The organism is Rathayibacter sp. AY1B6 (genome assembly GCF_002932755.1).
Classification (GTDB): domain Bacteria; phylum Actinomycetota; class Actinomycetes; order Actinomycetales; family Microbacteriaceae; genus Rathayibacter.
Genome location: NZ_PSWL01000037.1, coordinates 1 through 22,436, shown reverse-complemented (window position 1 = coordinate 22,436; position 22,436 = coordinate 1). Strand labels below are relative to the sequence as shown.

The window sequence follows — 22,436 nt, the reverse complement described above, 5'->3', positions numbered from 1 at the left end:
TCCGCTCGGCCCTCACGCTACCCCGGGGCTCCGCTCCGACCTGTCGCGGATCGACGCCGCGGCGGCGTGCGGGCGGGGCGCGCCGCCGGAGCGGGACGCGCCCCGCGGCTGATCAGGTGTACCAGCTGGGCTCGGGGACGGTGTCGAGCAGAGCGAAGACGCCGACCTCGCGGCGCTTGTAGGGCAGCGGATCGTGCAGGGAGTGCGTGCGGAGGTTCCGCCAGTAGAGGTCGAGTCCGACCGAGCTCGCGGAGGCGCGGGCGCCGGTCAGCTCGAAGACGCGGGTCGCCGTCGCGAGGCCGTCCTCCACGATCCGCGCCTTGGCCGCGGCGATCCGCACGGCGATCTCGCCGCGGCGCCGGGGGGTCAGCTCCTCGCGCGGAGCGTGCAGCGCGGCCGAGAGCGCGGCCCCCGTCGCGTCGATCAGCGCCTCGTCGGCCCAGAGCCGGGACTGCAGGTCGCCGTATCCCTCGAGCACGTACCACTCGTCCCCGGCGCGCTCCTTGTCGTCGCCGCCGTACGGCCAGGCCCGGGTGCGCTCGCGCGTGTACTGCACCGCGCGCTCGAGCGCTCCCTGCGCGATGCCGAGGTAGAACTCGGCGAAGATCTGCTGGATGACGGGCACGTTGAGGGTGTTGTAGACGAGCGGACGGTAGACCTTGTCGACGAAGCCGGCCGCCGCCGCCCACGGCACGCGGACGCCGCGGATCTCGACGGAGCCGGACTCGGTGAGCCGCTGGCCGAGGCTGTCCCAGTCGCGCCCGAAGACGATCCCCTCCTGATCGGTGGGCACGATCGCGAAGAGGTGGGTGTCCGTCCCCTCGAGCACCCCCTCGAGCACGGTCAGGTCGCTGACCACGCCGCCCGTCGAGAACGACTTCCGGCCGGTGAAGACCAGCTCGTCGCCCTCCTCCCGCACCGTGAGGTCGGAGTCGCGCGGGTTCACCGCACCTCCGTAGAGGAGGTCCCCCTCGGTCGCGAGCCGCTCGACCGCGATGATCTGCTCGGGGGTCCCCACGAGGCGCGCCGCCCAGGCCCAGAGGTAGTGGTAGCCGAGGAGCTGGCCGATCGAGCCGTCGCCGCGCGCGACGGTGCGGACGACGCGGAGGGCGGTGGTCCACTCCTGGGCGCCGCCTCCGTGCTCGGCGGGCCCGAGCAGCGTGACGAGGCCTGCCGCCTTGAGCAGGGCGACCTCGGCGAAGGGGGCGGCGCCGGCGCGGTCGCGCTCCAGGGCGTCGGTCGCGAGCACGGCGGAGACCTCCTCGGCGCGGGCGAGCCAGGCGTCGGGGGAGTCGGGCCGGGGGGCGGCCGACCAGCGCTCGGCGGCGGCGCCGATCGTCGTCGCGGCGCCGGCCTCGGTGGTCGTCGGTGCGGTGGTGGTCACGGTGTCCTCGTCTCGTCGGGGGCGGTGTGCAGCGACTGTGCCAGGGGCGAGGGGCCCGGAGCGAGGCGCGTGTCGCCGCGTGTCCGCGTGTGTCGGCGGATGACCGGCGGGCGCCTCCGCACGATTTTGACAATCGTTATCAATAGCGGTTAGCGTGGGAGCACCCGCCCGGCCCCTGACCCAGATCGGCACACCGTGAAGACCCGCCTCCTCGCCCTCACCGCCCTCCTCGGCGGCACCGCGCTCGCCCTGAGCGGCTGCTCCGGAGCGGGCAGCGCCTCCGACAGCTCCTCCGCCGCCGCCGCGGGCGGGCCCGTGAAGGTCGTCGCGTCGACGAACGTCTACGGCGACCTCGTCTCGAGCATCGGCGGCGACCTGGTCGAGGTGACCAGCATCATCGACAGCCCGGACAAGGACCCGCACGAGTACGAGGCCACCGCCCGCGACCAGCTCGCGGTGTCCGGCGCGACCCTCGTGATCGAGAACGGCGGCGGCTACGACCACTTCCTCGACACCATGATCAGCGCGGCCGGCACCGAGGCCCCCGTCATCACCGCCACCGTGATCGCCGGCCTGGAGGACGTCCACGACCACGCGGAGGAGGAGTCGGAGGGCGAGCACGAGCACGCGGAGTTCAACGAGCACGTCTGGTACGACCTCTCGGCGATGAAGGAGGTCGCGGAACGGATCGGCGACGAGCTCGCCGCGCTCGACCCCGACAACGCCTCCGCCTACTCCGCCAACCTCGCCACGCTCGACGAGGGGCTCGACGCCCTGATCGCCCGCGAGAGCGAGCTCAAGGGCACGCTCTCCGGCCGGTCCATCGCGATCACCGAGCCCGTCCCGCTGTACATGACCGACGCGCTCGGCCTGACCGACGCGACTCCGGAGGCCTTCAGCGAGGCGGTCGAGGAGGGCACCGACGTCCCCGCGACAACGCTGAAGGAGACGCTGGCGCTGTTCTCCGGCGAGGCCGTCGACGCGCTGATCTACAACGAGCAGACCGAGGGAGCGCAGACGGACGCGGTGCTCGACGCCGCGAAGGCCGCCGGGATCCCGGCCGTTCCCGTCACCGAGACGCTGCCCGAGGGCGACGACTTCACCGGCTGGATGACCGCCAACCTCGACGCGATCCAGGGAGCCCTCTCCCAGTGAGCACCGACTCCCCGACCCGGCCCGCCTCCTCGGAGGCGGGCCCTTCGGCGTCCGTCCTGCGGCTGCGCGGCGCCGGACTCCGCTTCGGCGACCGCGAGCTGTGGAGCGGCGTCGACCTCGACGTGCGCGCCGGCGAGTTCGTCGCGGTGCTCGGCGCGAACGGCTCCGGCAAGACGAGCCTCCTGCGCGCGGTGCTCGGCCAGCAGCAGCTGAGCGCGGGGGAGCTGCAGGTCCTCGGCGAGCCCGTGCACCGCGGCAACCGGCGCATCGGCTACATCCCGCAGCAGAAGCTCGCCGACGAGGGCACGCCGCTGCGCGCCCGCGATCTGCTCGGGCTCGGGATCGACGGGCACCGGTTCGGCCTGCCCCTGCCCTCCCGCTCCCGGCGGGCCGCCGTCGACGCGCTGCTCGAGGCCGTCGGCGCCACCGCCTTCGCCGACGCCCCCATCGGCAGCCTGTCCGGAGGCGAGCAGCAGCGCGTCCGCGTCGGCCAGGCGCTCGCGGGCGACCCGGCGCTCCTGCTCTGCGACGAGCCCCTGATCGCGCTCGACCTCGCCCACCAGCGGGCGGTCAGCGAGCTGATCGACCGGCACCGCCGCGAGCGGAACCTCGGCGTCCTCTTCGTCACGCACGACGTGAATCCGGTGCTCGGCATGGTGGACCGCGTGCTCTACCTGGCCGGCGGCCGGTTCCGGATCGGCACGCCCGACGAGGTCCTGCGGTCGGAGGTGCTCAGCGAGCTCTACGACGCACCGGTCGACGTGATCCGCGCCCGGGGCCGGGTCATCGTGGTCGGCGCCCCCGACCACTCGCACGTGCACGAGCACGAGGAGGGGCAGTCGTGACGGACGTCTGGTCGCAGATCTTCGACTTCTCGGACTACGGGGCGCTGCTGGCGCTGCTGATGAACTCGGTGATCGCCGGCGCGGTCCTCGGAGTGGTCGGCGGGCTGATCGGCGTCTTCGTGATGTCGCGCGACATGGCGTTCGCGGTCCACGGGATCAGCGAGCTCTCGTTCGCCGGGGCCTCCGCGGGGCTGCTGCTGGGCGTCGGGGTCGTCGAGGGCTCGATCGTCGGCTCGCTGATCGCGGCCGTCCTCATCGGGGTCCTCGGCTCGCGCGCCCGCGACCGCAACTCGATCATCGCGGTGCTGATGCCGTTCGGGCTCGGCATCGGCATCCTCTGCCTGGCCCTCTACCCGGGGCGCAGCGCGAACAAGTTCGGCCTGCTCACCGGGCAGATCGTCGCGGTCGACGACCCGCAGCTCGGGTGGCTGATCGGCATCTCGGTGGTCGTCCTCGTCGGGCTCGCGCTGATCTGGCGCCCCCTCACCTTCGCGAGCGTCGACGCCGACGTGGCGGCCGCCCGCGGCATCCCCACCCGGGCGCTCTCGATCGCGTTCATGCTCCTGCTCGGCCTGGCGGTCGCCGTCTCGGTGCAGATCGTCGGCTCGCTGCTCGTGCTGGCGATCCTGGTGACGCCGGCGGCCGCGGCGCTGCGCCTCTCCGCCTCGCCGGTGGTCGTGCCGCTGCTGAGCGTGCTCTTCGCCGTCGGCGCCCTCGTGGGCGGCATCCTGCTCGCGCTGGGCGGATCGATCCCCATCAGTCCGTACGTGACGACGATCTCGTTCGCGATCTACGCGGTCTGCCGGATCATCGGCCGCAACGGCGTCCGGCGCTCCCGGCTCGCCGTCGGCGGGGGGCGGTAGCGTGGCCCGGGTCGTGCGGAGTGGAGGGGGTCCTGTGGTCAAGCGCAACACGTGGCAGCGCGAGGCGGTGCGCGAGGCCCTCGGGCGTCGCGAGGACTTCGTCAGCGCCCAGGGCCTGCACAGCGCGCTGCACGCCTCCGGCTCGCCGATCGGGCTCGCGACGGTGTACCGCGCTCTCTCCGACCTGGCCGTGGAGGGCGAGGCCGATTCGCTGCAGTCGCCCGAGGGCGAGAGCCTCTACCGCGCCTGCACACCGGGGACGCACCACCACCACCTGATCTGCCGCCGCTGCGGGCTGACGGTCGAGATCGCGGCCGACGAGGTCGAGGAGTGGGCGCGCTCGGTCGCGTCGCAGAACGGCTTCACGGACGCGCACCACGTCGTCGACGTCTTCGGGCTGTGCGCGGCGTGCACCGCGGAGCTCGCCGAGGCCTGAGGCCGGTCCGAGCGGGGGCCCGCCCGAGGGAGCCCCTCGCTCCGCGTGCGGCTCAGGCCGGGAGGAACACGCCGATCGACCGGTCCTTCACCACGGAGCCGGCCGGCAGCACCCGTCCGCTCATCGCGAGGTAGACGCCGGGCGGCAGCAGCTGCACGGCCGCCACCGCGGTGCCGAGGTTGAAGGCGGCGTCGCTGTCGAGCATGCGAGCGGGCTGCATCGCGCCGGTGAGGACGACCACCCGATCGCGGACGACGCCGAGGGCCTCGGCCGTCGCGGTCATCGTGTCGGTGCCGTGGGTGAGGACGATCCGGTCCTCCTCGGCGGCGAGCACCCGCTCGCGGATGAGGGCGCGATCGGCGTCGTCGAGCTCGAGGCTGTCCTTGGCGAGGACCTCCTCGATGCGGAACTCGAGCGTGGTGAGCACCGGGGCGAGCAGGCGCGGCACCATCGGGGAGCCGATCTCGAGCTCGCCCGCGAGCGAGTACTCCTTGTCGACGGTGCCACCGGTGGTGAGGACGAGGATGCGGTCAGTCACGCGATCAGACTAGGCGCCGCCTCCGACACCGGCACGTTCGTGCGCAGTGGCCGCGCCACCCGGCGGCGGCGGCCCGCATCCGGAACGATGGAGCGCATGACCTCCTCCTCCCCGTCCCTCCTCCGCACCGGCGCCAAGGTGCTCCTCGGCTCCGCCCTCCTCTTCGCGGGGGTGAGCCACCTCACCCGCAAGCGGGAGGAGTTCCAGGCGCAGGTGCCCGAGTGGGTGCCGCTGGACAAGGACGCGGTCGTGCTCGCCTCGGGCGTGGTCGAGATCGGGCTGGGCGCCTCGCTGGTGCTCGCGCGCCGCCGGGCGCCGCTGGTCGGAGCCGCGGCCGCCGCCTTCTTCACCGCGATCTTCCCCGGCAACGTCTCGCAGTGGGTGACCCGCACGAGCGCCTTCGGCCTCGACACCGACCGCAAGCGCGCCGTGCGCCTCGCGTTCCAGCCGCTGCTGGTGGCGTGGGCGCTCTGGTCGACCCGGCGTCCGCGGGGCTGATCCCGCTCGGCTGACGACGCGGCACCGGCCCGAGCACCTGCCGCCCGCCGCGGAGGACTCCCCTCAGCCGCCGTCGTGCTGCGCCTCGGCCAGCAGCGGCGCGAGCAGCTCCTCGATCCGACGCCGGGCCCCCTCGGCGTCGCCCGCGGCGATCGCCTCGACCAGCTCGGCGTGCTGCCGGGCGTGCGGGTCCTCCTCGCCGACGACGTCCTCCTCCAGCACCGACTCGAACATGCCGGTGAGGCCGTCGTAGAGCTCGACGAACAGGTCGTTGTGGGTCGCGACGACCACCGCGCGGTGGAGCGCCGTGTCCGCGGCGATCCGCTTGGCGAGCTCCGGCGCCTCCCACGATCGCGCGCGCCGGGCCAGCAGGGCGCGGAGGGCGGTGACGTCCTCGTCGGTCCGGCGCTCGGCCGCCAGTGCGGCGGTCGCTCCGTCGATCGCGAACCGCAGCTCGAGGCCCTCCCGTCGGGCGGCGCTGGGGATGCGGCGGCGCAGCGACTCGGCGAGCTGCGAGCGCGCGGTGACGAAGGTTCCGCGGCCCTGCTCCCGCCGCACGAGGCCCGCCTGCACGAGGGCCTGGACGGCCTCGCGGACGGAGTTGCGGCCGGCGCCGGTCCAGCGGGCGAGCTCGGCCTCCACCGGGATCCGCTCGCCGACGGCCCAGCGGCCGGAGCGGATCTCCTCGTGGAACAGCGCCGTCACGTGGTCGATCACGCTCTCGCGCTGGAACGGCGCCGCGGGGCTAGACTCGCCAGGATTCATCCCATCATCCTATCTCTCGGGGACTCCATGACCGCAGCACCGACGCTCCGCGCCACCGCCCTCCTGGCCCTCGCCGCCATCGCGATCACCGCGCTGAACCTCCGCACCGCCGTCACCGGCTTCAGCCCGCTGCTCGACACGATCGGCGCCGACCTCGGCTTCGGGCCCTCGCTCTACGGGGCGCTAGGCACGATCGTCACCGCCTCCTTCGCCGTCTTCGGCTTCGTCGCCGCGGCCGTCTCGCGCCGGATCGGCCTGGAGCGCACGCTCGCCATCGCGACGCTGGTGACCACGCTGGGCATCGCCCTCCGCTCGCTGAGCCCGAGCCCGGTCGCGCTCGTGCTCTCGACCGTCGTCGCCTTCGCGGGCGTGGGCACCACGAACGTGCTCATCGTGCCGATCGTGAAGCGGTACTTCGCCGAGCGGATCAAGGCGGTCAGCTCGCTCTACCTGGCGCTGCTGCAGGTGGGCCAGTTCGTCGCTCCGCTGGTCGCGGTGCCGCTGGCCTCGACGGCGGGCTGGCGCTGGGCGATCGGGGTCTGGGCCGTGATGACGGCCGCGGCCTGCCTGCTCTGGGCGGCGCTCGCGGCCCGCGGAGGAGGCGGTGCGGCTCCGGCGGCCGCCGGCGGCCGTGTGGACGGGGCGTGGCGCACGCCTCTGCTCTGGGCGATGGTGCTGATGCTCGGGATGACCGGTCTGCACACCTACGGGATCATCACCTGGCTGCCGACGATCCTCGTCGATGCGGGTGCGGACCCGGCGCAGGGCGGGGCGCTGCTGGCGCTGTTCTCGGTGTTCGGCCTCGCCGCCGCCTTCGTGGTGCCGCCGCTGACAGTGGGGATGCGCAACCCGGTCGTGGTCGTGGTGGTGTGCTGCGCGCTGCTCGCCGTCGGCTACGCGGGCCTCGTCGTCGCTCCGCTGGAGGGGGCCGTGGCGTGGGTGGTCTGCCTCGGGCTCGGCGTCAGCACGTTCCCGATGACGCTGACGCTCGTGAACGCGCGGACGCGGACGACCACCGGCTCCTCGACCCTCTCCGGCGCCACGCAGGGGCTCGGCTACGGGCTCGCCTGCCTCGGCCCGCTGCTGATCGGCGTGCTCCACGAGGCGCAGGGCGGCTGGGGCGGCGCGTACGCGCTGCTGTTCGCCGGAGTGGCGGTGCTGCTGGTCAGCGGGATCGTCGCGTGCCGTCCGCGGTTCCTCGAGGACGAGGCGGCGCTGCGGCGGGCCTGAGCGCTCAGCGCGACGCAGCGGGGGCGAGCGAGGCGACGATCCGGCTCAGCCCGAAGCGCCAGGCCTTCTCGACGTCGCCGCCGAGCGTGAAGGCGCCCGTGATCTCCATCCCGATGAAGCCGCTCGCCCAGGCGGTCAGCGTGCGCGCCGCCTCGAGCGCCTCCTCCTCTCCTGCCAGCTGCGCGGTGACCTCCAGGAGGCGGGCGCTCGCCGCGTCGCGGAACTCCTGGGCGGCGACGGGCGTGCCGGGAGCGGGAGCCATCACGAGCAGGAACGCGGCCGGCCGCTCGCGGCCGAAGGCGCGGAGGCGGTCGGCGAGCGCGGCGGCGTCCTCGGCGTCGGCGACGCGGTCGGCGAGTGCGGCCAGGGCGTCCTCGGCGACGAGGCGGATCAGGGTCTCGCGTCCCTCGACCCGCTTGTAGAGGGAGGGAGCGCGGACGCCGACCTTCTGCGCGACCGCCTGCATCGTGACTCCCGCGAGCCCGTCGCGCTCGAGGAGCTCGCCGGCGGCGCGCACGATCGCCTCGACGGAGGTGCGGTCGGGAGTGGGCATGGGCCGAGTATAGCTATTGACAGTAGCCATGATGGCTAACTAGCGTAGCCATCATGGAACTCGGACCCCACCTGCGCCGCATCGGCACCGACATCGTCGCCGTCCACCTCGTGCACACCGACGAGGGCGTCACCCTCATCGACGCCGGCCTGCCCGGCCTCTGGCCGGAGCTCCTCGCCGAGCTGCGAGCGATGGGCCGCACCCTCGACGACGTGCGCGGCGTCGTGCTGACCCACGGCGACTCCGACCACGTGGGCTTCGCCGAGCGCCTGCGCCGCGACCACGGCGTGCCGGTCCACGTGCACGCCGCCGACGCCGAGCGGGCGAAGGGCGGGGCGAAGCCGAGGACCGCGACACCGCGGCTGCGCGTCCTGCCGCTCCTCGGCTTCGCGGCCTACGCGCTGCGGAAGGGCATCGCGACGGTCCCGCCGCTCACCGAGGTCGTCGAAGTGCACGACGGGCAGACGCTCGACCTGCCGGGCGCTCCCCGCGTGATCGCGCTCCCGGGTCACTCCCCGGGGAGCATCGCCGTGCACGTGCCGCTGGCCGACGCGGTCTTCGTCGGCGACGGGCTGACCACCCGCCACGTGCTCACCGGCCGCACGGGTCCGCAGCCCGCGCCCTTCACCGACGAGCCGGAGCAGGCGCTCGCGTCGCTCCGGGCGCTCCTGCCCACCGGGGCGCGCTGGGTGGTGCCGGGCCACGGAGCGCCGTGGAGCGGCGGGATCGAGGCGGCGGTCCGGCTGGTCGAGAGCGCCTGAGGCCCGGAGCCGCTCAGGAGGCGGGGACGAGCTTCCAGCGGTCGGCGAGGATCTCGAGGCCCTTGTCGAAGGTCGCCGACCACGCCGTGACGTCGTGGGCGCTGTCCGGCACCTCGAGGTAGGTGGCGCTCATGCCGGCGGCGACGGCCGCGGCGTAGACGGTCTTCGCTCCGGGGAGGAAGGAGGCGTCGTTCGCGCCGACCCCGAAGATCGCGACGGTGCCGGTGTAGGGGGCGTTCTTCGCGAGGACGTTCACCGGCTTCGCGGCCTCGTAGGCGGCCTGGTCGCCGCCGAAGCCCTGCGCGACCGTCGCCGCCTCGCTGCCGAGGGTCGGCGCGAGCTCGCCCGAGGCGTCGACGATGTTGCCGAAGAGCGACGGGTGGCCGGCGCCGAGCTGGATCGAGCAGGTCCCGCCCTGCGAGAGGCCGCCGATCGCCCAGTGCTGCGCGTCGCCGAGCACCGGGAGGTTCGCACGGATCCAGTTCGGGACGTCGACGGTGAGGTAGGTGGCCGACTTCCCGAGCGGCGAGTCGACGCACATCGGGTTCTTGTCCGGATCGCCCAGCTGGTCGGGCGAGACGACGATCGGCGCGAGGCCGGCGTGCGCGGCGGCGTAGGCGTCGAGCGTCTGCTGGAACTTCTCGGTCGAGAGCGGATCGGAGGGCGACCCCGGCTGCCCCGAGAGCATGATCATCACCGGCAGCAGCGGCGGGGTCGCGGTGAGGGCGGCGGGCGGGAGGTAGACCACGGCGTCGCGGGCCGGGAAGCCCGACGCGGTGGCGGGGATGGCGACCGTCGAGACCGAGCCTGCGGTGGGCATCCCGGCCGGGGCGGTCCAGGTCGCGAGGTCCGAGTGCGGTCCGTCCGCGGCGGCGACCGGCACGGAGGAGTCGGAGTACGCGCTGATCCCGAGTGCGCTGCGCACCGTGGGGTACTGGCCGAAGTCGATGTTGACGGTCATCGCGGCCGCCGCGACGACGAGCACTCCGGCCGCGAGCGACGCGAGCATCCCCCGCACGCGCCGGCGGGCGATCGCGTGGCCGAGGACGACCAGGGCGACGCCCAGCCCGCCGATCCCGAGGCCGATCGCGACCCGGGTGACCGGTGTGAAGTCGACGCCGAACGGGCCGTCGGGCCCGTCGACGAGGGCGGCCAGGGCGGCGCCGCCGATCAGGCCCAGGAGGAGGACGGCGACGGCGATCCCGCCGCGTCGGGAGCGTCCGCGGCGCGGTGCGCGGACGTGGGCGGCGAGCAGGAGGAGGAGCGCTGCGGCGGCGACCACGTAGACGGCGACGACGAGGGGGCCGGAGACGAGGCTCAGGTCGAGGAGAGAGGTCATGCGTCGATCCGGTCGGAGGGTGCTCGGGCGGGCGGGCGTCAGTCTGGCGGCGGTCTCTGGAGGAGAGCCGGGAGCGCTCGGGAGCGATTCTCCTCCCCGGGCGCGGATCCACCGAGCTCTCCACCGATCGGGCGCAACCCCGCGCGCCGCGCCGCCGCTCCCGCCTAGCGTGGGACTCCCGACGCATACCGCGCCCTCACGAAGGAGCCCGCACCATGACGCAGCACCCCCGCCTCGAGACCGCCTCCCGCGAGGCCCGCGCATGAGCCGCGGAGTCGCCGTCGTCACGGGCGGGACGGCCGGGCTCGGACGCGCCACGGTCCGCGAGCTCGCCTCCCGCGGCTGGGACGTCGCCGTGCTGGCGCGCGGCGAGGACGGACTGGCGGCCACGGTGGCCGAGATCGAGCAGAAGGGCCGGCGCGGGCTGGGCATCCCGACCGACGTGGCCGACCGCGAGGCCGTCGAGTCGGCGGCCGACCGGGTGGAGGCCGAGCTCGGCCCGATCGACCTGTGGGTCAACGACGCGATGGTCGGCGTCTTCGGCGAGTTCCTCTCGACCGAGCCCGCCGACTTCGAGCGCGCCGTGGGCGTCAACTTCTTCGGCTTCGTCAACGGAACCCGCGCAGCCCTCTCCCGGATGACCCCGCGCGACCGCGGGCACGTCATCCAGGTCGGCTCCGCCCTCGCGCACCGGGGCATCCCGCTGCAGGCCGCGTACTGCGCCTCCAAGTTCGGGGCCCGCGGCTTCACCGAGGCCGTCACCGCGGAGCTGCTGCACGCGAAGAGCCGCGTGCGCCTGTCCGAGGTCGACATGCCGGCGCTCAACACCATCCAGTTCAACTGGGTGAAGTCGCAGCTGCCGCACCACCCGCAGCCCGTGCCGCCGATCTACGAGCCCGAGGTGGGCGCGATCGCGATCGCCGACGTGGCCGACAAGCCGCGCCGCCGCACATGGGTCGGCGAGCCGACCGCCGGCACCATCCTCGGCGACCGTTTCGCCGGGCGCTTCATGGACTGGTACCTCGCCCGCAGCGCCTTCGACGGGCAGCAGGCCCCCGACAAGACGGAGCCGATGCTCCCCAACAACGTCTACGAGCCGGTCCCCGGCGATCACGGCGCCCGCGGCCTCTTCAGCGACCGCGCGCACACCATGACGCCCCAGATCTGGATGATCCGCCACCGCGCCCTGAGCTACGCGGGGGCGGCCGCGGCCCTCGCCGCCGGCGCCGTGGGCGTCGTCTCGGCCCTTCGGAGGAAGTGACCGTGGTCGACGCCGTCGTCATCGGGGCGGGGCCCAACGGCCTCGCCGCCGCGGTCACGCTCGCGCGCGCCGGGCTCTCGGTCACCGTGCTCGAGCGCAACGCGACGATCGGCGGCGGCGCGCGCACGGCGGAGCTGACGCTGCCCGGCTTCCACCACGACGTCTGCTCGGCGGTGCACCCGATGGCGCTCGCGTCCGGGTTCTTCCGCGCCTTCGGGCTCGACCGGCGCATCGAGCTGGTCGTCCCCGAGATCTCGTACGCGCATCCGCTCGACGGGGGCCGCGCCGGCATCGCCTACCGCGACCTCGACCGCACGGCCGAGGCGCTGGGTCGCGACGGAGCGGCGTGGCGCGCGCTGATGGGGCCGCTCGCCGAGCGGGCCGACCGCGTCGCGGGCTTCACCAACGACGCGCTGCTGCGGATCCCGACCGACCCGAGCGTGCTGATCCGCTTCGGGCTGCGCGTGCTCGAGCAGGGCACGCCGGTGTGGAACCTGCGCTTCCGCGAGGACGTCGCCCCCGCGATGTTCTCCGGGGTCGCCGCGCACTCGATCCGCCCGATGCCGAGCCCGTCGACGGCCGCGGCCGCCCTGGCGCTCGGCGCCTACGCCCACGCGCGCGGCTGGCCGGTGCCGATCGGCGGCAGCCAGTCGATCGTCGACGCGCTCGCCGACGACCTGCGGGCGCACGGCGGCACCGTCGAGACCGGCGTCGAGGTGACCTCGCTCTCCGAGCTGCCCCCGGCCCGGGCCGTGCTCGTCGACAGCACGCCGACGGCGCTGCTCGCGATGGCGGGGGACCGGCTCCCCCCGGCGTACGCCGCGGCCCTCCAGCGCTTCCGCTACGGCAACGGCGTGGCCAAGGTCGACTTCGCCCTCGACGGGCCGGTGCCGTGGACGAACCCGGAGCTCGTCGGCGCGGGCACGCTGCACGTCGGCGGCAGCCGCGCCGAGATCGCGGCCGCCGAGCGCGACGTGAAGCGCGGCCGGCACAGCCGCAGCCCCTACGTGCTGGTGGCGCAGCCCTCGATCGCCGACCCGACCCGCGCGCCCGAGGGCAAGCACGTCCTCTGGGCGTACACCCACGTCCCCCGGTACTCGCCCGCCGACCAGCAGGAGGCGATCACCGCCCAGATCGAGCGCTTCGCCCCCGGGTTCCGCGACCGCGTGATCGGCGCCTCCTCGATGACCGCCCGCGACATGCAGGCCTACAACCCGAACTACCTGGGCGGGGACATCGCCGCCGGAGCCGCGAGCGTCGCCCAGCTGCTCTCGCGCCCGGTCCCCACGACCGACCCGTGGCGGACGCCCGCGACGGGGCTCTACCTCTGCTCCTCGTCCACCCCGCCCGGGCCGGGCGTGCACGGCATGGCCGGCTGGCACGCCGCCCGCAGCGCGCTGCGGCACGAGTTCGGGGTGCGCGAGTCGCCCGACCTGTCGCCGGAGGCGCGCCCGGCCTGAGCCGCCGCCGTTGCGCTGCGCCCGTCGCCGCCCCCGGCCTGCCAGGCTGAGGGACGGCGCCGCCACGCGCCCCACCACCACTCGAAGGAGTCCGCGATGTCCCGCACCACCCGCGTCGTCCACTGCCCGCCCGAGTCCGTCTTCGCGGTGCTCGCCTCCGGCTGGCTGTTCCCGAGCTGGGTCGTCGGTGCGTCCCGGATGCGGAAGGTCGACGCGGACTTCCCGCACGTGGGCTCGCAGCTGCACCACTCCTTCGGGCTCTGGCCGCTCGTGATCGACGACCGCACCACGGTGCTCGAGTGGGACCCGCCGCGCCGGACGGTCATCCAGGCCGCCGGCTGGCCGCTCGGCGAGGCCCGGGTGCGCGTCGAGGTCGAGCCGCACGCGCGCGGCGCGAAGGTGCGGATGCACGAGGCCCCCGTGAAGGGTCCGGGAACGCTCATCCCGAAGCCGCTGATGCACTCGTTCCTCTGGATCCGCAACCGCGAGGCCGTGCGCCGGCTCGCGCACATGGCCGAGGCGGGAGCCGCGGGGCGCACGCTCGCTCCCGCCTCGCTCCCCTCGCCCGCGGACCGCGCCGGGATCGACCGGCCGAAGCACGTCTGGGCGCGCCTGACCGGAGCGATCGGGTCGATCGCGGTCGGGACGCTCGTGGTCCGAGGCGTCCTCGCGGCCGTCCGGCGCGCCCGGAGCTGACGGGCTCCGGAGCCGACGGCGCCCGGAGCCGACGGCGCCCGGGTCAGACGATCCGCTCGACCAGCCGCACGTGCTGCACCGCGACGCGCTTCGGCTCGCCCGCGAAGGCGGCGTCGCGCTCGGGCGACGCCAGGTACGCCCGCTCGACCTCGGCGAACGCGTCGGCGTCGCCGGCCGTGCTGACCGCCCAGACGAACTCGTTCACCTCGCGGTCGGCGTAGGCGAACTCGATCCGGAAGCCGTGGGCCTCGCGCGCCGGCACGATCCGCTCGGGGAACCAGGCGAGGAAGTCGTCCATCACCCCGTCCATCAGCTCGTAGCGACGGAGTTGGATCGTCCTGGTCTCTGCTGCAGCGCTCATGCTGCGACGGTACCCGCCCGGCGGCCGCGCCGTCGCCGCGCTACGCTCGCCGCCGACAGCCCCACGTCGAGGAGGACAGCACGGACCCCCGCCACCGCTCCCTCGCGCTACTCGTCGCCGGCTGCTTCTTCATGGAGAACCTCGACGCCACGATCGTGACGACTGCCGCACCCGCGATCGCCGCCGACCTGCGCGTCGACTCCGCCGCGGTCTCGATCACCGTCACCGCGTTCCTCCTCACCGTCGCCGTCCTCATCCCGGCCTCGGGCTGGCTCAGCGAGCGCTTCGGCGTGCGCCGCGTCTTCACCACCGCGATCGCCGTCTTCACCCTCGCCTCCCTGCTCTGCGCGCTCAGCCCCACGCTGCCGCTGCTGGTCGGCGCCCGCGTCCTGCAGGGCGTCGGCGGCGCGCTGATGGTGCCGGTCGGTCGGCTCGCGGTGCTGCGGGCGACCCCGCGGGAGGGGATCATCCACGCCATCGCGATCCTGGTCTGGCCGGGCCTGGTCGCTCCGGTCATCGCGCCGTTCCTCGGCGGCCTGCTCACCACCGTCGCGTCCTGGCACTGGATCTTCCTGATCGACCTGCCGCTCGGGGTGATCGCGTTCGCGATCGCCCGCCGGATCGTGCCGGCCACCCCCGAGAGCGCACCGCCTCCGCTCGACGTCACCGGCCTGGTGCTCGTCGCGGTCGGCCTCGGCGCGCTGGTCGGAGCCGCCGGACTCCTCACCGGCGCCGACCTCGACGGACGCGCTCTGGTGCCGATGATCGCCGGTGCCGTCGTCACGGCGCTCGCCGTGCGGCACCTGCGCCGCGCCGAGCATCCGCTGGTGCCGCTCGACGCGTTCCGCTTCCGCACCTTCCGGGTCGCCAACGCGAGCGGGTCGCTCTACCGGGCGACCGTGAACGCGGTGCCGTTCCTGCTCCCGCTCCTGTTCCAGGACGCGTTCGGCTGGAGCCCGGTGCAGGCCGGCTCCGTGGTGCTGGCGCTCTTCGCCGGCAACCTGGCGATCAAGCCGGCCACGACTCCGCTGCTGCGGCGCCTCGGCTTCCGCGGGGTGCTGGTCGCGGCGAGCGCGGTCGGGGCGGCGTGCATGGCGGCGATGGCGTTCCTCGAGCCGGCGACTCCGGTGGCTTTCGTGGTCGCGCTGCTGGTGCTGAGCGGAGTGGCGCGCTCGGCGGGTTTCACCGCCTACAACACCGTCACGTTCGCCGAGGTCCCGCAGGAGGGGATGTCGGGCGCGAACACCCTGAACGCGACCACGCAGCAGATCGCGGCCGGCCTCGGAGTCGCGGTGGGCGCGGTGGCGCTGGCCGTCGGCACCGCGATCGGGCCCGGCCTCGTCCCCTACCGCGTCGCCTTCCTCGCCCTCGCAGTGCTGACCCTCGTGCCGCTCGTCGCCGCCGCCCGGCTCCCCCGCGACTCCGGGAGCGCCCTCACCGCGTGACCGGCACGGGCGTCAGGCGAGGCCGAGCGCGATGCCGTCGAGGATGTCGTGCGCGGTCGAGCGGACCCGGTCGACGCCCGGCGAGGCCGCCTGGACCGCGCGGAGGACCTCGCCCCAGACCAGCGCGCCGGCCGCCAGCACGTCCTCGCGCCCCGGGCGCACCCAGGGGAGGGACGCGGTCGCCTCGGGGGAGAGCGCGGCGAGCTCGTCGCAGGCGGCGAGGACGTCGGAGAGGGGGAGGGACGTCTCGAGCGCAGCGCGGTCGGTGCTGCGGAGGACGTGCGCGGTGATCGTGAGCACGGTCGCGGCGACGCCGACGACGCTCCGGGTCTGCGACAGGTCGACGGAGGAGGCGGCCAGCGCGGCGCGCACGTCCGCGCGGATCGCCGCGCGCTCGCCCTCGGACGGCTCGGCGGCCCGGCGGTGGCGCTCCGTCAGGCGGACGCTGCCGACGTCCATCGAGTGCGCCTGCTCCGGCTCCGCCCCGCCGAGCACCAGCTCGGTCGAGCCGCCGCCGAGGTCGACGACCAGCACGGGCCGGGCGGAGTCGACGGCCGAGACCGCCCCGCGGAACGAGAGCCGCGCCTCCTCCTCGCCGGAGATCGTCTCCGGGGTGACGCCGAGGATCCGCTCGACGGCGGCGAGGAAGTCCTCGCGGTCGGCGGCGTCGCGGGTGGCCGAGGTGGCGACGAAGCGGAGGCGCTCGGCGCCGGCCTCCTGCGCGGCGGCCGCGTACTCGCGGGTGACGGCGAGGGTCCGCTCGAGCGCGGCCGGGTCGAAGCGGCCGGTGCGGTCGACCCCGCGGCCCAGCCGCACGAGCTCGGTGCGGCGCTGGACGTCCCGGAGGCGGCCGTCCTCCACGTCGGCGATCAGCAGGCGGAGGGAGTTGGTGCCGCAGTCGAGCGCCGCGACGCGCGTGAGGGAGGACATCCGCCCATTCTGCCCGCGCCGCCGGGCCCGGAGGCGGGCGATAGCCTGGGGGAGAGACGAAGGAGCCGCCCGTGCACGAACACCACGTCCGCGTCCACCGCAGCGACGAGGAGCTCCCGCGACACGGGCAGCTCGCCCACGCGCTCGCCGAGGTCGCCGCCGATCCGGTCGAGATCGACGGCGAGGTCGCCGAGATGGTGGTCAACCGCGTCATCGACAACGCCGCCGTCGCCACGGCGTCGCTCCTGCGCCGCCCGGTCGTCGCCGCCCGCGCGCAGGCTCTCGCGCACCCCGCCTCCATCGGCGGCCAGGGCTCGGTCGTCCTCGGCGTCGACCCGGCCCGCCGGGTCTCGCCCGAGTGGGCGGCCTGGGCCAACGGGGTCGCCGTGCGCGAGCTCGACTACCACGACACGTTCCTGGCGGCCGAGTACTCGCACCCGGGCGACAACATCCCTCCGCTGATCGCCGTCGCCCAGCACGCGGGCATCGGCGGGGCGCAGCTCGTCCGCGGCATCGTCACGGGCTACGAGGTCCAGGTCGACCTGGTGCGCGCGATCAGCCTGCACCGGCACAAGATCGACCACGTCGCGCACCTCGGCCCCTCGGCGGCCGCCGGGATCGGCACGCTGCTCGGCCTCGACGTCGCGACGATCGAGCAGGCCGTCGCGCAGGCTCTGCACACGACGACCGCCACGCGGCAGTCGCGCAAGGGCGAGATCTCGAGCTGGAAGGCGTACGCGCCGGCCTTCGCGGGGAAGATGGCGATCGAGGCGGTCGACCGGGCGATGCGCGGCGAGACCAGCCCGTCGCCGATCTACGAGGGCGAGGACGGCGTCATCGCGTGGATGCTGGACGGCGCCGAGGCGAGCTACGACGTCCCGCTGCCCGACCGCGGCGAGGCCAAGCGCGCGATCCTCGACACGTACACGAAGGAGCACTCGGCCGAGTACCAGGCCCAGGCGCTGATCGACCTCGCCCGCCGCCTGCACCGCACGCACCCCGAGGCCGCCGATCCCGAGCGCGTCGAGCGGATCGTCCTGCACACCTCGCACCACACCCACTTCGTGATCGGCTCGGGCGCGAACGACCCGCAGAAGTACGACCCCGCCGCGTCCCGCGAGACGCTGGACCACTCCGTTCCGTACATCTTCACGGTGGCGCTGCAGGACGGCGCCTGGCACCACGTGCACAGCTACGCGCCCGAGCGGGCCGCCCGCGCCGACACGATCGCGCTCTGGCACCGGGTCACCACGCAGGAGGACGCGGAGTGGACGCGCCGCTACCACTCCACGGATCCGGGCGAGAAGGCGTTCGGCGCGCGCGTCGAGATCCTGATGACGGACGGCACGACGATCGTCGACGAGATCGCGGTGGCGGACGCGCACCCGCTGGGCGCGCACCCGTTCAGCCGCGAGCAGTACGTGGCGAAGTTCCGCACGCTCGCCGCCGACGTGCTCGAGGAGTCCGAGATCGAGCGCTTCCTCGACCTCGCGCAGCGCCTGCCCGAGCTGACCCCGGAGGAGGTCGGCCGCCTCAGCGTGATCGCCGCCCCCGGCGTCCTCGCCTCGATCGAGCCCCCGCGCGGCCTGTTCTGATCCCGCCGCGGGGCCGCTCGCGCGCACGGCGACGTGCGCACGAGCGGCCAGGGAGCGCCGTCGTCAGGCGGTCTGCTCCGCGACCCGGTCCTGGGCCTCGGCGATGAAGCGCCGGCGCGAGAAGACGCGGGCGCACCTGAGCGACGCCGTGCTCGGCGGGAATCACGCCGACTCCCACGCACCGTGGTTCCACAGCCGCTCCTCGGGCGGTGGTGCGGCGACCCGGCTGGACCCGCGCTGAAGCGTCGTCCGGGACATCCCGGGCGGAGGGGACGGCTGAGCCGGCCGTACGCCGCGACCGGCTACTCGTCGAGATCGCGCAGGCGCGGCGCCCCATCGGAGAGGCCGTGCGGTTCCGAGTCGGACGGGACGACGGCGCCCGCGGCGCTGACGCAGCCCGCGGCCACCGTGATCCCGGGAAGCGCGATCGCGCCGGCTCCGATCCAGCAGCCGTCCCCGATCGTCACCGGGCGGTACTCGGGACCGCGCGCCTGCTGCCTCGCAGCGATGGTCAGCGTGCAGCAGACGACCGAGTCACGAGTTCTCGACGACCGGACACGCGGCGAGGGGAAGTCGCACGAGCAGGCGATCGGCTCTGGCGCGACGGCGGCTCGACGTGATCTGGGCACCCACGTCACGGATCGTGGCGCCTCCCTCGTCGCCCGGTTCCCGGACTCCTCGCTCGGCGTCGACGCGACCGGGACCGTCAGCGGATTCCCCCCTATCGAGGGCGAGGACGTCGCCGCCGACGTCCTCGTGCAGCTCCTCAGCTAGAGACGCCCGCTCACGAGGGTCCCTTCCTCCTAGGCTCAACGGCGCCGGAGCGCGATTCGAGTACAGCCCGGGCATTACCGCTCCTGGTCTTGTTCCCGAACAGGGCTACGAGCGGCACAACGACGGTATCGATCGCCCGCGCCACTAGGTCGATTGTCCGCGACCCCAGCATGACCAGCAGGAAAAGAGCGCAGACGATTCCGACGACCCACGGCCCGAAGGTCGCGAGTCCGCTCAGAAGGGCGGAGAAGGTTACGACCGTGCCGGTCGCGGCGAGGAAGTCGCTCACAAGAGTCTCGATGCCGGCGCGACAGCCCGCGCAGTCGCGCCTAGATCGATTGACTACTAGGGGCGTTGCTACTTCCGCGCCGGGATGCATCGTCTGAGCGGTTTCGGCTCGACGTCGCGGGACGCGGAGCATGTGACTCGACGATCTTCGGTGAGGAAGGTCTTTCGCAGAACGTGAGATCCACCGCTTGCGCGGCTAGTCCGATTGACGATCGCTTGCGCGGCGTCAGTGTGGGTGTCTCCGTTGCTGGGCCGGCACCTGCGAATCCGCGGGTCCGACCTGTTGTTGTGTTCATTCTGCCAGCCCGTAGCAGGGACACCCTCTCTGTTCGCTGGGAGCGTGAGGATGTCCCGTCGAGCCTGCTGCCTGCCGGTCCCGCAAAGAGATAGTTCACCGGACGCTGCGGACGCCTGCACGCCTGCACGCCTCCGCGCCGAGAAGCCTCTCTTTTCTTTCCGTTAGACTCGCCTGGTGAATTGTCCGGTTGGGGGATGCTCACTGGGACAATGTTAGAATGACCGACCTCGTTGGCTATGCCCGCGTTTCTACTGACAAGCAAGACGCGCAGGTGCAGCGCGACGCGCTCGCGGCCGCCGGCGTCCCGGCTGATCGCCTCTACGTCGACTCGGGCCCCACGGGCTCCAATCGCGCGTGCACTGCGCTGGCCGCGGCCCTGGCCGCCTGCCATGACGGATCGACCCTCCTTGTCACGAAGTTCGACCGCCTGGCCCGATCGATTAGTGATGCCCGCGACATAGCTGATGAGCTGACACGCAAGGGAGCGCGGCTGAGAATCGGCGGCACGGTGAATGACCCGATAGATCCGATCGGTCGGCTGCTATTCAACGTCTTGGCGATGATCGCTGAGTTCGAGGGCGACTTGATCCGCGCTCGAACCCGGGAGGGGATGAAGGTTGCGAAGGAGAAGGGTCGGCTCCGACGGAAGAAGCCCAAGTTGAGCCCGAGAATCGAAGGTCACCTCGTGGCGGAGTACCGGTCCTGCAACCACTCGATCGCGAAGCTCGCGCAGCAGTATTGTGTGGCGCGGTGGACCGTGTACCGCGCGGTGCAGCGTGCCGCAGTGGCGGACGCTCGGATCGCTGATGCGACGCTGATGATGCCTCGGGACGCGTGAAGTGAGCCGCGCCCGAGACCAACGGCGTCGAAGCGACGCCAAGGAGCGGCGCGCTGACACGAGGCGCCAGCAGTGGCTCGAGGAGACGAAGTCGACCGATACGCTGCGTCGCCTCTGCGTCCTCTGGGACGACCACGCTGCCAATCCCGTGACGAAGTACTCCACCCCTGTGAACACGCAGACCGTCATCGCCGTTCGAGCGCTCGTCGCGCACGCCGTCGACTGCGGCCGGGCGATCGCAACGCTGTATGAAGCGAAGCAGCCGCTCGCGGCTGTTCCCGTCATACGCACGCTGATGGAGGATGCGACGACCGCAGCTTGGCTCCTGAAGGCACCGGACGGCTGGAAGGGGTTCACGCGGGAAGGTGCGGAGGCGAGGCGCAAGCTGCTCAACAACATTCGCCAGGCCAATCCCGACCTGAAACCGGACCTGGTCGGGGCGGAGCTGGCTCGCGCGAAAGAGCTGCTCAACCGCTTCGGTGAGTACACGACCGACACCGACTTCCAGCAGAGGGCGAGGTCCGTCACGGGCACGGATCGCCTGTACGTGCTGTTCCGGATGGCATCCGGGGTGAGTCACGCCGGCGCGAAAATCGTGGACCTCTACACGGCTGCAGATCCAGGCAGCCCTTCCGGTTTCGGCTGGTTCGATCAGGCCCGCCATCCGCAGGCGGACACGTGGTTGCGCGTGGCCTCGGCGCTACTCCTGCGAGCGCTGACGGCCTGGGATCACGTGCTGGCGGGTAACCCCTTGCAAGAGCGCCTGACACCTCTGGCCGAGCGATTGGGTGAGGCTCCATCGCTCACCTACGGACCGCTATTTGAGACTGTCGCTCAGTAGCGATTCAGCCGACGATGCTGTCGACCTCGAGCGATCGTTGCGTCGTAGAGGGTTCGGCGCTACGCGCCCGACGGCAGTTTTTACCAGACTTGCTGCGGATTCCCGAAGGGAAGATTGTCAGACTCGCATTCTCTTTAAACGGGAGGGGAGCTGGTCAAAAGTTGAAGGGCTGGCGAGCCAGTAGGCCACGCCCGCCGCTCCGACCGCGAGGCTGAGTCCCGGCGAGCTGACCGGGCGCATGGCCTTCGCTTTCAAGCCGAGCGCTGAGAGCTGTAGCCAGGCCGGTGAGAGTCGTGCCGTGGAGCTTCTTCCAACTCGCCATGACTCACCGTCCCTCGGGCGAATCCTAGGCGTAGGAGCCGGATGAACGCCGTGCCTATCGCCAGGAAATGTCTCCGAGGGGCGTGCATCTCGACAGGGTCGCACGCGTCGGCAACACGGCTTTCAACCTGAGTCGTTTCGCTTGAACACGCATCGAGGCCATCCATCCGATAAGCGGTGCGATGCCGGAGGCGGGTGGTCGTCAGGAGTGCCCCAGCGGGGCATCCCGGAGGGACGCGCAGCGCGCTTACTGGTTGACGTGATCCGACGACCGCCAGCAGCCCGACCGACCCCGCTCGCGGCTTGCATCCCGTGCTCGATTCGTGGGGCGAGTGTGCGCAGAGCGTCGGGCTCGAAGTCGTACTGGCTGGTCGTCCGCGAGGCGCAGACCGCCGCGGGACAGGTCACGATCCACAGCCGCGAGACAAGCGCCAAGGGCGACATGATCAAGCACCGGTTCGGCTGGCACGTCGTCACCCGCGTGAACCCCAAGAGCGTGACCGTCGCGCTCGACTGGAACGACGGCACTCGCCCCTACAAGGTGAACAACTCCGACGTGCAGGGGCACCACACCGCCGCCGAACTCGATGTAGCCCGCGAGGCCGCCACGGAGACGTCCTCGCCGAGCTGATCGGGCGAGGGCCGGCCTTCGGGCCGCCCGTGAAGGGGCGGCTCTCACCCTTCCCAAGTATCCCGTTCCGGGCCGCGAGCTGTGCTCGCGCAGCGGCGACGGAACGCCGCCCAGAGGCCCGTCCGCCTGCGCCGGCCGCTCCGGCTCGCCCGGTGGGCTCACGTTTCTTTGCCGTGAAGCCTCCGGCGGCTCGTTCGCTGCGCTCCCTCGTTGCGACCGGAGCTCTCCGCGCAAGTGGCTGCGCCACCGGCTCCTCCGAGACTTTCGGCACGCGGGAGCTTTGCTCCCTCACATCGCGCCGAAACTCTCTCCACCGCCGCCCTGCGGGTT

General features: G+C 73.2%; 26 protein-coding genes. 17 read left to right on the top strand and 9 right to left on the bottom strand.

Features of this window, described 5'->3' with window-relative positions:
* Nucleotides 1-112: 112 nt before the first annotated feature.
* Nucleotides 113-1,384, bottom strand: a complete 1,272-nt coding sequence (locus C5D08_RS15840) for an acyl-CoA dehydrogenase family protein (protein WP_258067434.1) — start codon at nucleotides 1,382-1,384, stop codon at nucleotides 113-115.
* A gap of 195 nt (nucleotides 1,385-1,579) precedes the next feature.
* On the opposite strand from C5D08_RS15840, the gene C5D08_RS15835 reads away from it, so the two are divergent.
* From C5D08_RS15835 to C5D08_RS15820, 4 genes are read left to right on the top strand one after another with little or no spacing between them, the layout of a single operon-like run.
* Nucleotides 1,580-2,539: a metal ABC transporter solute-binding protein, Zn/Mn family gene (locus tag C5D08_RS15835; protein WP_104277832.1), complete on the top strand. Its 960-nt coding sequence runs from the start codon at nucleotides 1,580-1,582 to the stop codon at nucleotides 2,537-2,539.
* Nucleotides 2,536-3,384, top strand: a complete 849-nt coding sequence (locus tag C5D08_RS15830; protein ID WP_104277831.1) for a metal ABC transporter ATP-binding protein — start codon at nucleotides 2,536-2,538, stop codon at nucleotides 3,382-3,384. Before C5D08_RS15835 ends, C5D08_RS15830 begins: the two co-directional genes overlap by 4 nt.
* Nucleotides 3,385-3,443: 59 nt before the next feature.
* Entirely contained in the window at nucleotides 3,444-4,247 is an 804-nt protein-coding gene (locus C5D08_RS15825) for a metal ABC transporter permease (RefSeq protein WP_104277838.1), read from the top strand.
* 34 nt (nucleotides 4,248-4,281) lie between these two features.
* Complete coding sequence (locus C5D08_RS15820; protein ID WP_104238381.1) at nucleotides 4,282-4,683, top strand: Fur family transcriptional regulator; 402 nt, start codon at nucleotides 4,282-4,284, stop codon at nucleotides 4,681-4,683.
* Nucleotides 4,684-4,735: 52 nt separating this feature from the next.
* Here C5D08_RS15820 and C5D08_RS15815 read toward each other — a convergent pair whose 3' ends face one another.
* On the bottom strand, nucleotides 4,736-5,221 hold the full coding sequence (locus C5D08_RS15815) for an asparaginase domain-containing protein (RefSeq protein ID WP_104277830.1): 486 nt from the start codon (nucleotides 5,219-5,221) through the stop codon (nucleotides 4,736-4,738).
* 96 nt (nucleotides 5,222-5,317) lie between these two features.
* Here C5D08_RS15815 and C5D08_RS15810 point away from each other — a divergent pair, with 96 nt between their 5' ends.
* Entirely contained in the window at nucleotides 5,318-5,719 is a 402-nt protein-coding gene (locus C5D08_RS15810; protein WP_104224540.1) for a hypothetical protein, read from the top strand.
* A gap of 63 nt (nucleotides 5,720-5,782) precedes the next feature.
* On the opposite strand, the gene C5D08_RS15805 is transcribed toward C5D08_RS15810, so the two are convergent.
* Complete coding sequence (locus C5D08_RS15805) at nucleotides 5,783-6,484, bottom strand: FadR/GntR family transcriptional regulator (protein ID WP_104277829.1); 702 nt, start codon at nucleotides 6,482-6,484, stop codon at nucleotides 5,783-5,785.
* A gap of 27 nt (nucleotides 6,485-6,511) precedes the next feature.
* Here C5D08_RS15805 and C5D08_RS15800 point away from each other — a divergent pair, with 27 nt between their 5' ends.
* Nucleotides 6,512-7,714 (top strand): MFS transporter, encoded by a 1,203-nt coding sequence (locus C5D08_RS15800; RefSeq protein WP_104277828.1) that lies wholly within the window; start codon nucleotides 6,512-6,514, stop codon nucleotides 7,712-7,714.
* Between the two features lie 4 nt (nucleotides 7,715-7,718).
* On the opposite strand, the gene C5D08_RS15795 is transcribed toward C5D08_RS15800, so the two are convergent.
* Nucleotides 7,719-8,267 carry a TetR/AcrR family transcriptional regulator gene (locus C5D08_RS15795; RefSeq protein WP_104277827.1) on the bottom strand — a complete coding sequence of 183 codons (549 nt, stop codon included), beginning with the start codon at nucleotides 8,265-8,267 and terminating at the stop codon, nucleotides 7,719-7,721.
* A gap of 53 nt (nucleotides 8,268-8,320) precedes the next feature.
* On the opposite strand from C5D08_RS15795, the gene C5D08_RS15790 reads away from it, so the two are divergent.
* Nucleotides 8,321-9,028, top strand: a complete 708-nt coding sequence (locus C5D08_RS15790; RefSeq protein WP_104251043.1) for an MBL fold metallo-hydrolase — start codon at nucleotides 8,321-8,323, stop codon at nucleotides 9,026-9,028.
* 13 nt (nucleotides 9,029-9,041) lie between these two features.
* Here the strand turns inward: C5D08_RS15790 and C5D08_RS15785 are convergent, their stop codons facing one another.
* Nucleotides 9,042-10,367 (bottom strand): esterase family protein, encoded by a 1,326-nt coding sequence (locus C5D08_RS15785; RefSeq protein ID WP_104277826.1) that lies wholly within the window; start codon nucleotides 10,365-10,367, stop codon nucleotides 9,042-9,044.
* Nucleotides 10,368-10,629: 262 nt separating this feature from the next.
* Between C5D08_RS15785 and C5D08_RS15780 the strand changes: the two genes are divergently transcribed.
* From C5D08_RS15780 to C5D08_RS15770, 3 genes are all read left to right on the top strand, one after another.
* Entirely contained in the window at nucleotides 10,630-11,628 is a 999-nt protein-coding gene (locus C5D08_RS15780) for an SDR family oxidoreductase (protein ID WP_104277825.1), read from the top strand.
* Nucleotides 11,629-11,630: 2 nt separating this feature from the next.
* Nucleotides 11,631-13,088, top strand: a complete 1,458-nt coding sequence (locus C5D08_RS15775) for a phytoene desaturase family protein (protein WP_374953961.1) — start codon at nucleotides 11,631-11,633, stop codon at nucleotides 13,086-13,088.
* Nucleotides 13,089-13,184: 96 nt separating this feature from the next.
* Entirely contained in the window at nucleotides 13,185-13,784 is a 600-nt protein-coding gene (locus tag C5D08_RS15770) for an SRPBCC domain-containing protein (RefSeq protein WP_104277823.1), read from the top strand.
* Nucleotides 13,785-13,827: 43 nt separating this feature from the next.
* On the opposite strand, the gene C5D08_RS15765 is transcribed toward C5D08_RS15770, so the two are convergent.
* Complete coding sequence (locus tag C5D08_RS15765) at nucleotides 13,828-14,145, bottom strand: NIPSNAP family protein (RefSeq protein ID WP_104224531.1); 318 nt, start codon at nucleotides 14,143-14,145, stop codon at nucleotides 13,828-13,830.
* Between C5D08_RS15765 and C5D08_RS15760 the strand changes: the two genes are divergently transcribed.
* Complete coding sequence (locus C5D08_RS15760) at nucleotides 14,130-15,590, top strand: MFS transporter (RefSeq protein WP_308471637.1); 1,461 nt, start codon at nucleotides 14,130-14,132, stop codon at nucleotides 15,588-15,590. The genes C5D08_RS15765 and C5D08_RS15760 overlap by 16 nt on opposite strands.
* 12 nt (nucleotides 15,591-15,602) lie before the next feature.
* On the opposite strand, the gene C5D08_RS15755 is transcribed toward C5D08_RS15760, so the two are convergent.
* Nucleotides 15,603-16,520, bottom strand: a complete 918-nt coding sequence (locus tag C5D08_RS15755) for an exopolyphosphatase (RefSeq protein WP_104277821.1) — start codon at nucleotides 16,518-16,520, stop codon at nucleotides 15,603-15,605.
* A gap of 71 nt (nucleotides 16,521-16,591) precedes the next feature.
* On the opposite strand from C5D08_RS15755, the gene C5D08_RS15750 reads away from it, so the two are divergent.
* Both C5D08_RS15750 and C5D08_RS17135 read left to right on the top strand, forming a co-directional pair.
* Nucleotides 16,592-18,115: an MmgE/PrpD family protein gene (locus C5D08_RS15750; protein ID WP_104277820.1), complete on the top strand. Its 1,524-nt coding sequence runs from the start codon at nucleotides 16,592-16,594 to the stop codon at nucleotides 18,113-18,115.
* Nucleotides 18,116-18,218: 103 nt separating this feature from the next.
* A complete protein-coding gene (locus C5D08_RS17135) occupies nucleotides 18,219-18,356 on the top strand; it encodes a hypothetical protein (protein ID WP_181028835.1) in 138 nt (45 codons plus the stop codon).
* A gap of 61 nt (nucleotides 18,357-18,417) precedes the next feature.
* Here C5D08_RS17135 and C5D08_RS17445 read toward each other — a convergent pair whose 3' ends face one another.
* Nucleotides 18,418-18,582: a hypothetical protein gene (locus tag C5D08_RS17445; protein WP_258061468.1), complete on the bottom strand. Its 165-nt coding sequence runs from the start codon at nucleotides 18,580-18,582 to the stop codon at nucleotides 18,418-18,420.
* A 49-nt stretch (nucleotides 18,583-18,631) separates the two neighbouring features.
* Here C5D08_RS17445 and C5D08_RS17220 point away from each other — a divergent pair, with 49 nt between their 5' ends.
* Entirely contained in the window at nucleotides 18,632-18,889 is a 258-nt protein-coding gene (locus C5D08_RS17220) for a hypothetical protein (protein WP_219812872.1), read from the top strand.
* A 10-nt stretch (nucleotides 18,890-18,899) separates the two neighbouring features.
* On the opposite strand, the gene C5D08_RS15740 is transcribed toward C5D08_RS17220, so the two are convergent.
* A complete protein-coding gene (locus C5D08_RS15740) occupies nucleotides 18,900-19,178 on the bottom strand; it encodes a hypothetical protein (protein WP_104256101.1) in 279 nt (92 codons plus the stop codon).
* Nucleotides 19,179-19,692: 514 nt separating this feature from the next.
* On the opposite strand from C5D08_RS15740, the gene C5D08_RS15735 reads away from it, so the two are divergent.
* From C5D08_RS15735 to C5D08_RS15725, 3 genes are all read left to right on the top strand, one after another.
* Nucleotides 19,693-20,313 carry a recombinase family protein gene (locus tag C5D08_RS15735; RefSeq protein ID WP_104277818.1) on the top strand — a complete coding sequence of 207 codons (621 nt, stop codon included), beginning with the start codon at nucleotides 19,693-19,695 and terminating at the stop codon, nucleotides 20,311-20,313.
* 148 nt (nucleotides 20,314-20,461) lie between these two features.
* Nucleotides 20,462-21,154, top strand: a complete 693-nt coding sequence (locus tag C5D08_RS15730; RefSeq protein ID WP_146086151.1) for a DUF5677 domain-containing protein — start codon at nucleotides 20,462-20,464, stop codon at nucleotides 21,152-21,154.
* Between the two features lie 655 nt (nucleotides 21,155-21,809).
* Nucleotides 21,810-22,106: a hypothetical protein gene (locus C5D08_RS15725; protein ID WP_104277816.1), complete on the top strand. Its 297-nt coding sequence runs from the start codon at nucleotides 21,810-21,812 to the stop codon at nucleotides 22,104-22,106.
* The last annotated feature ends 330 nt before the right edge of the window (nucleotides 22,107-22,436 follow it).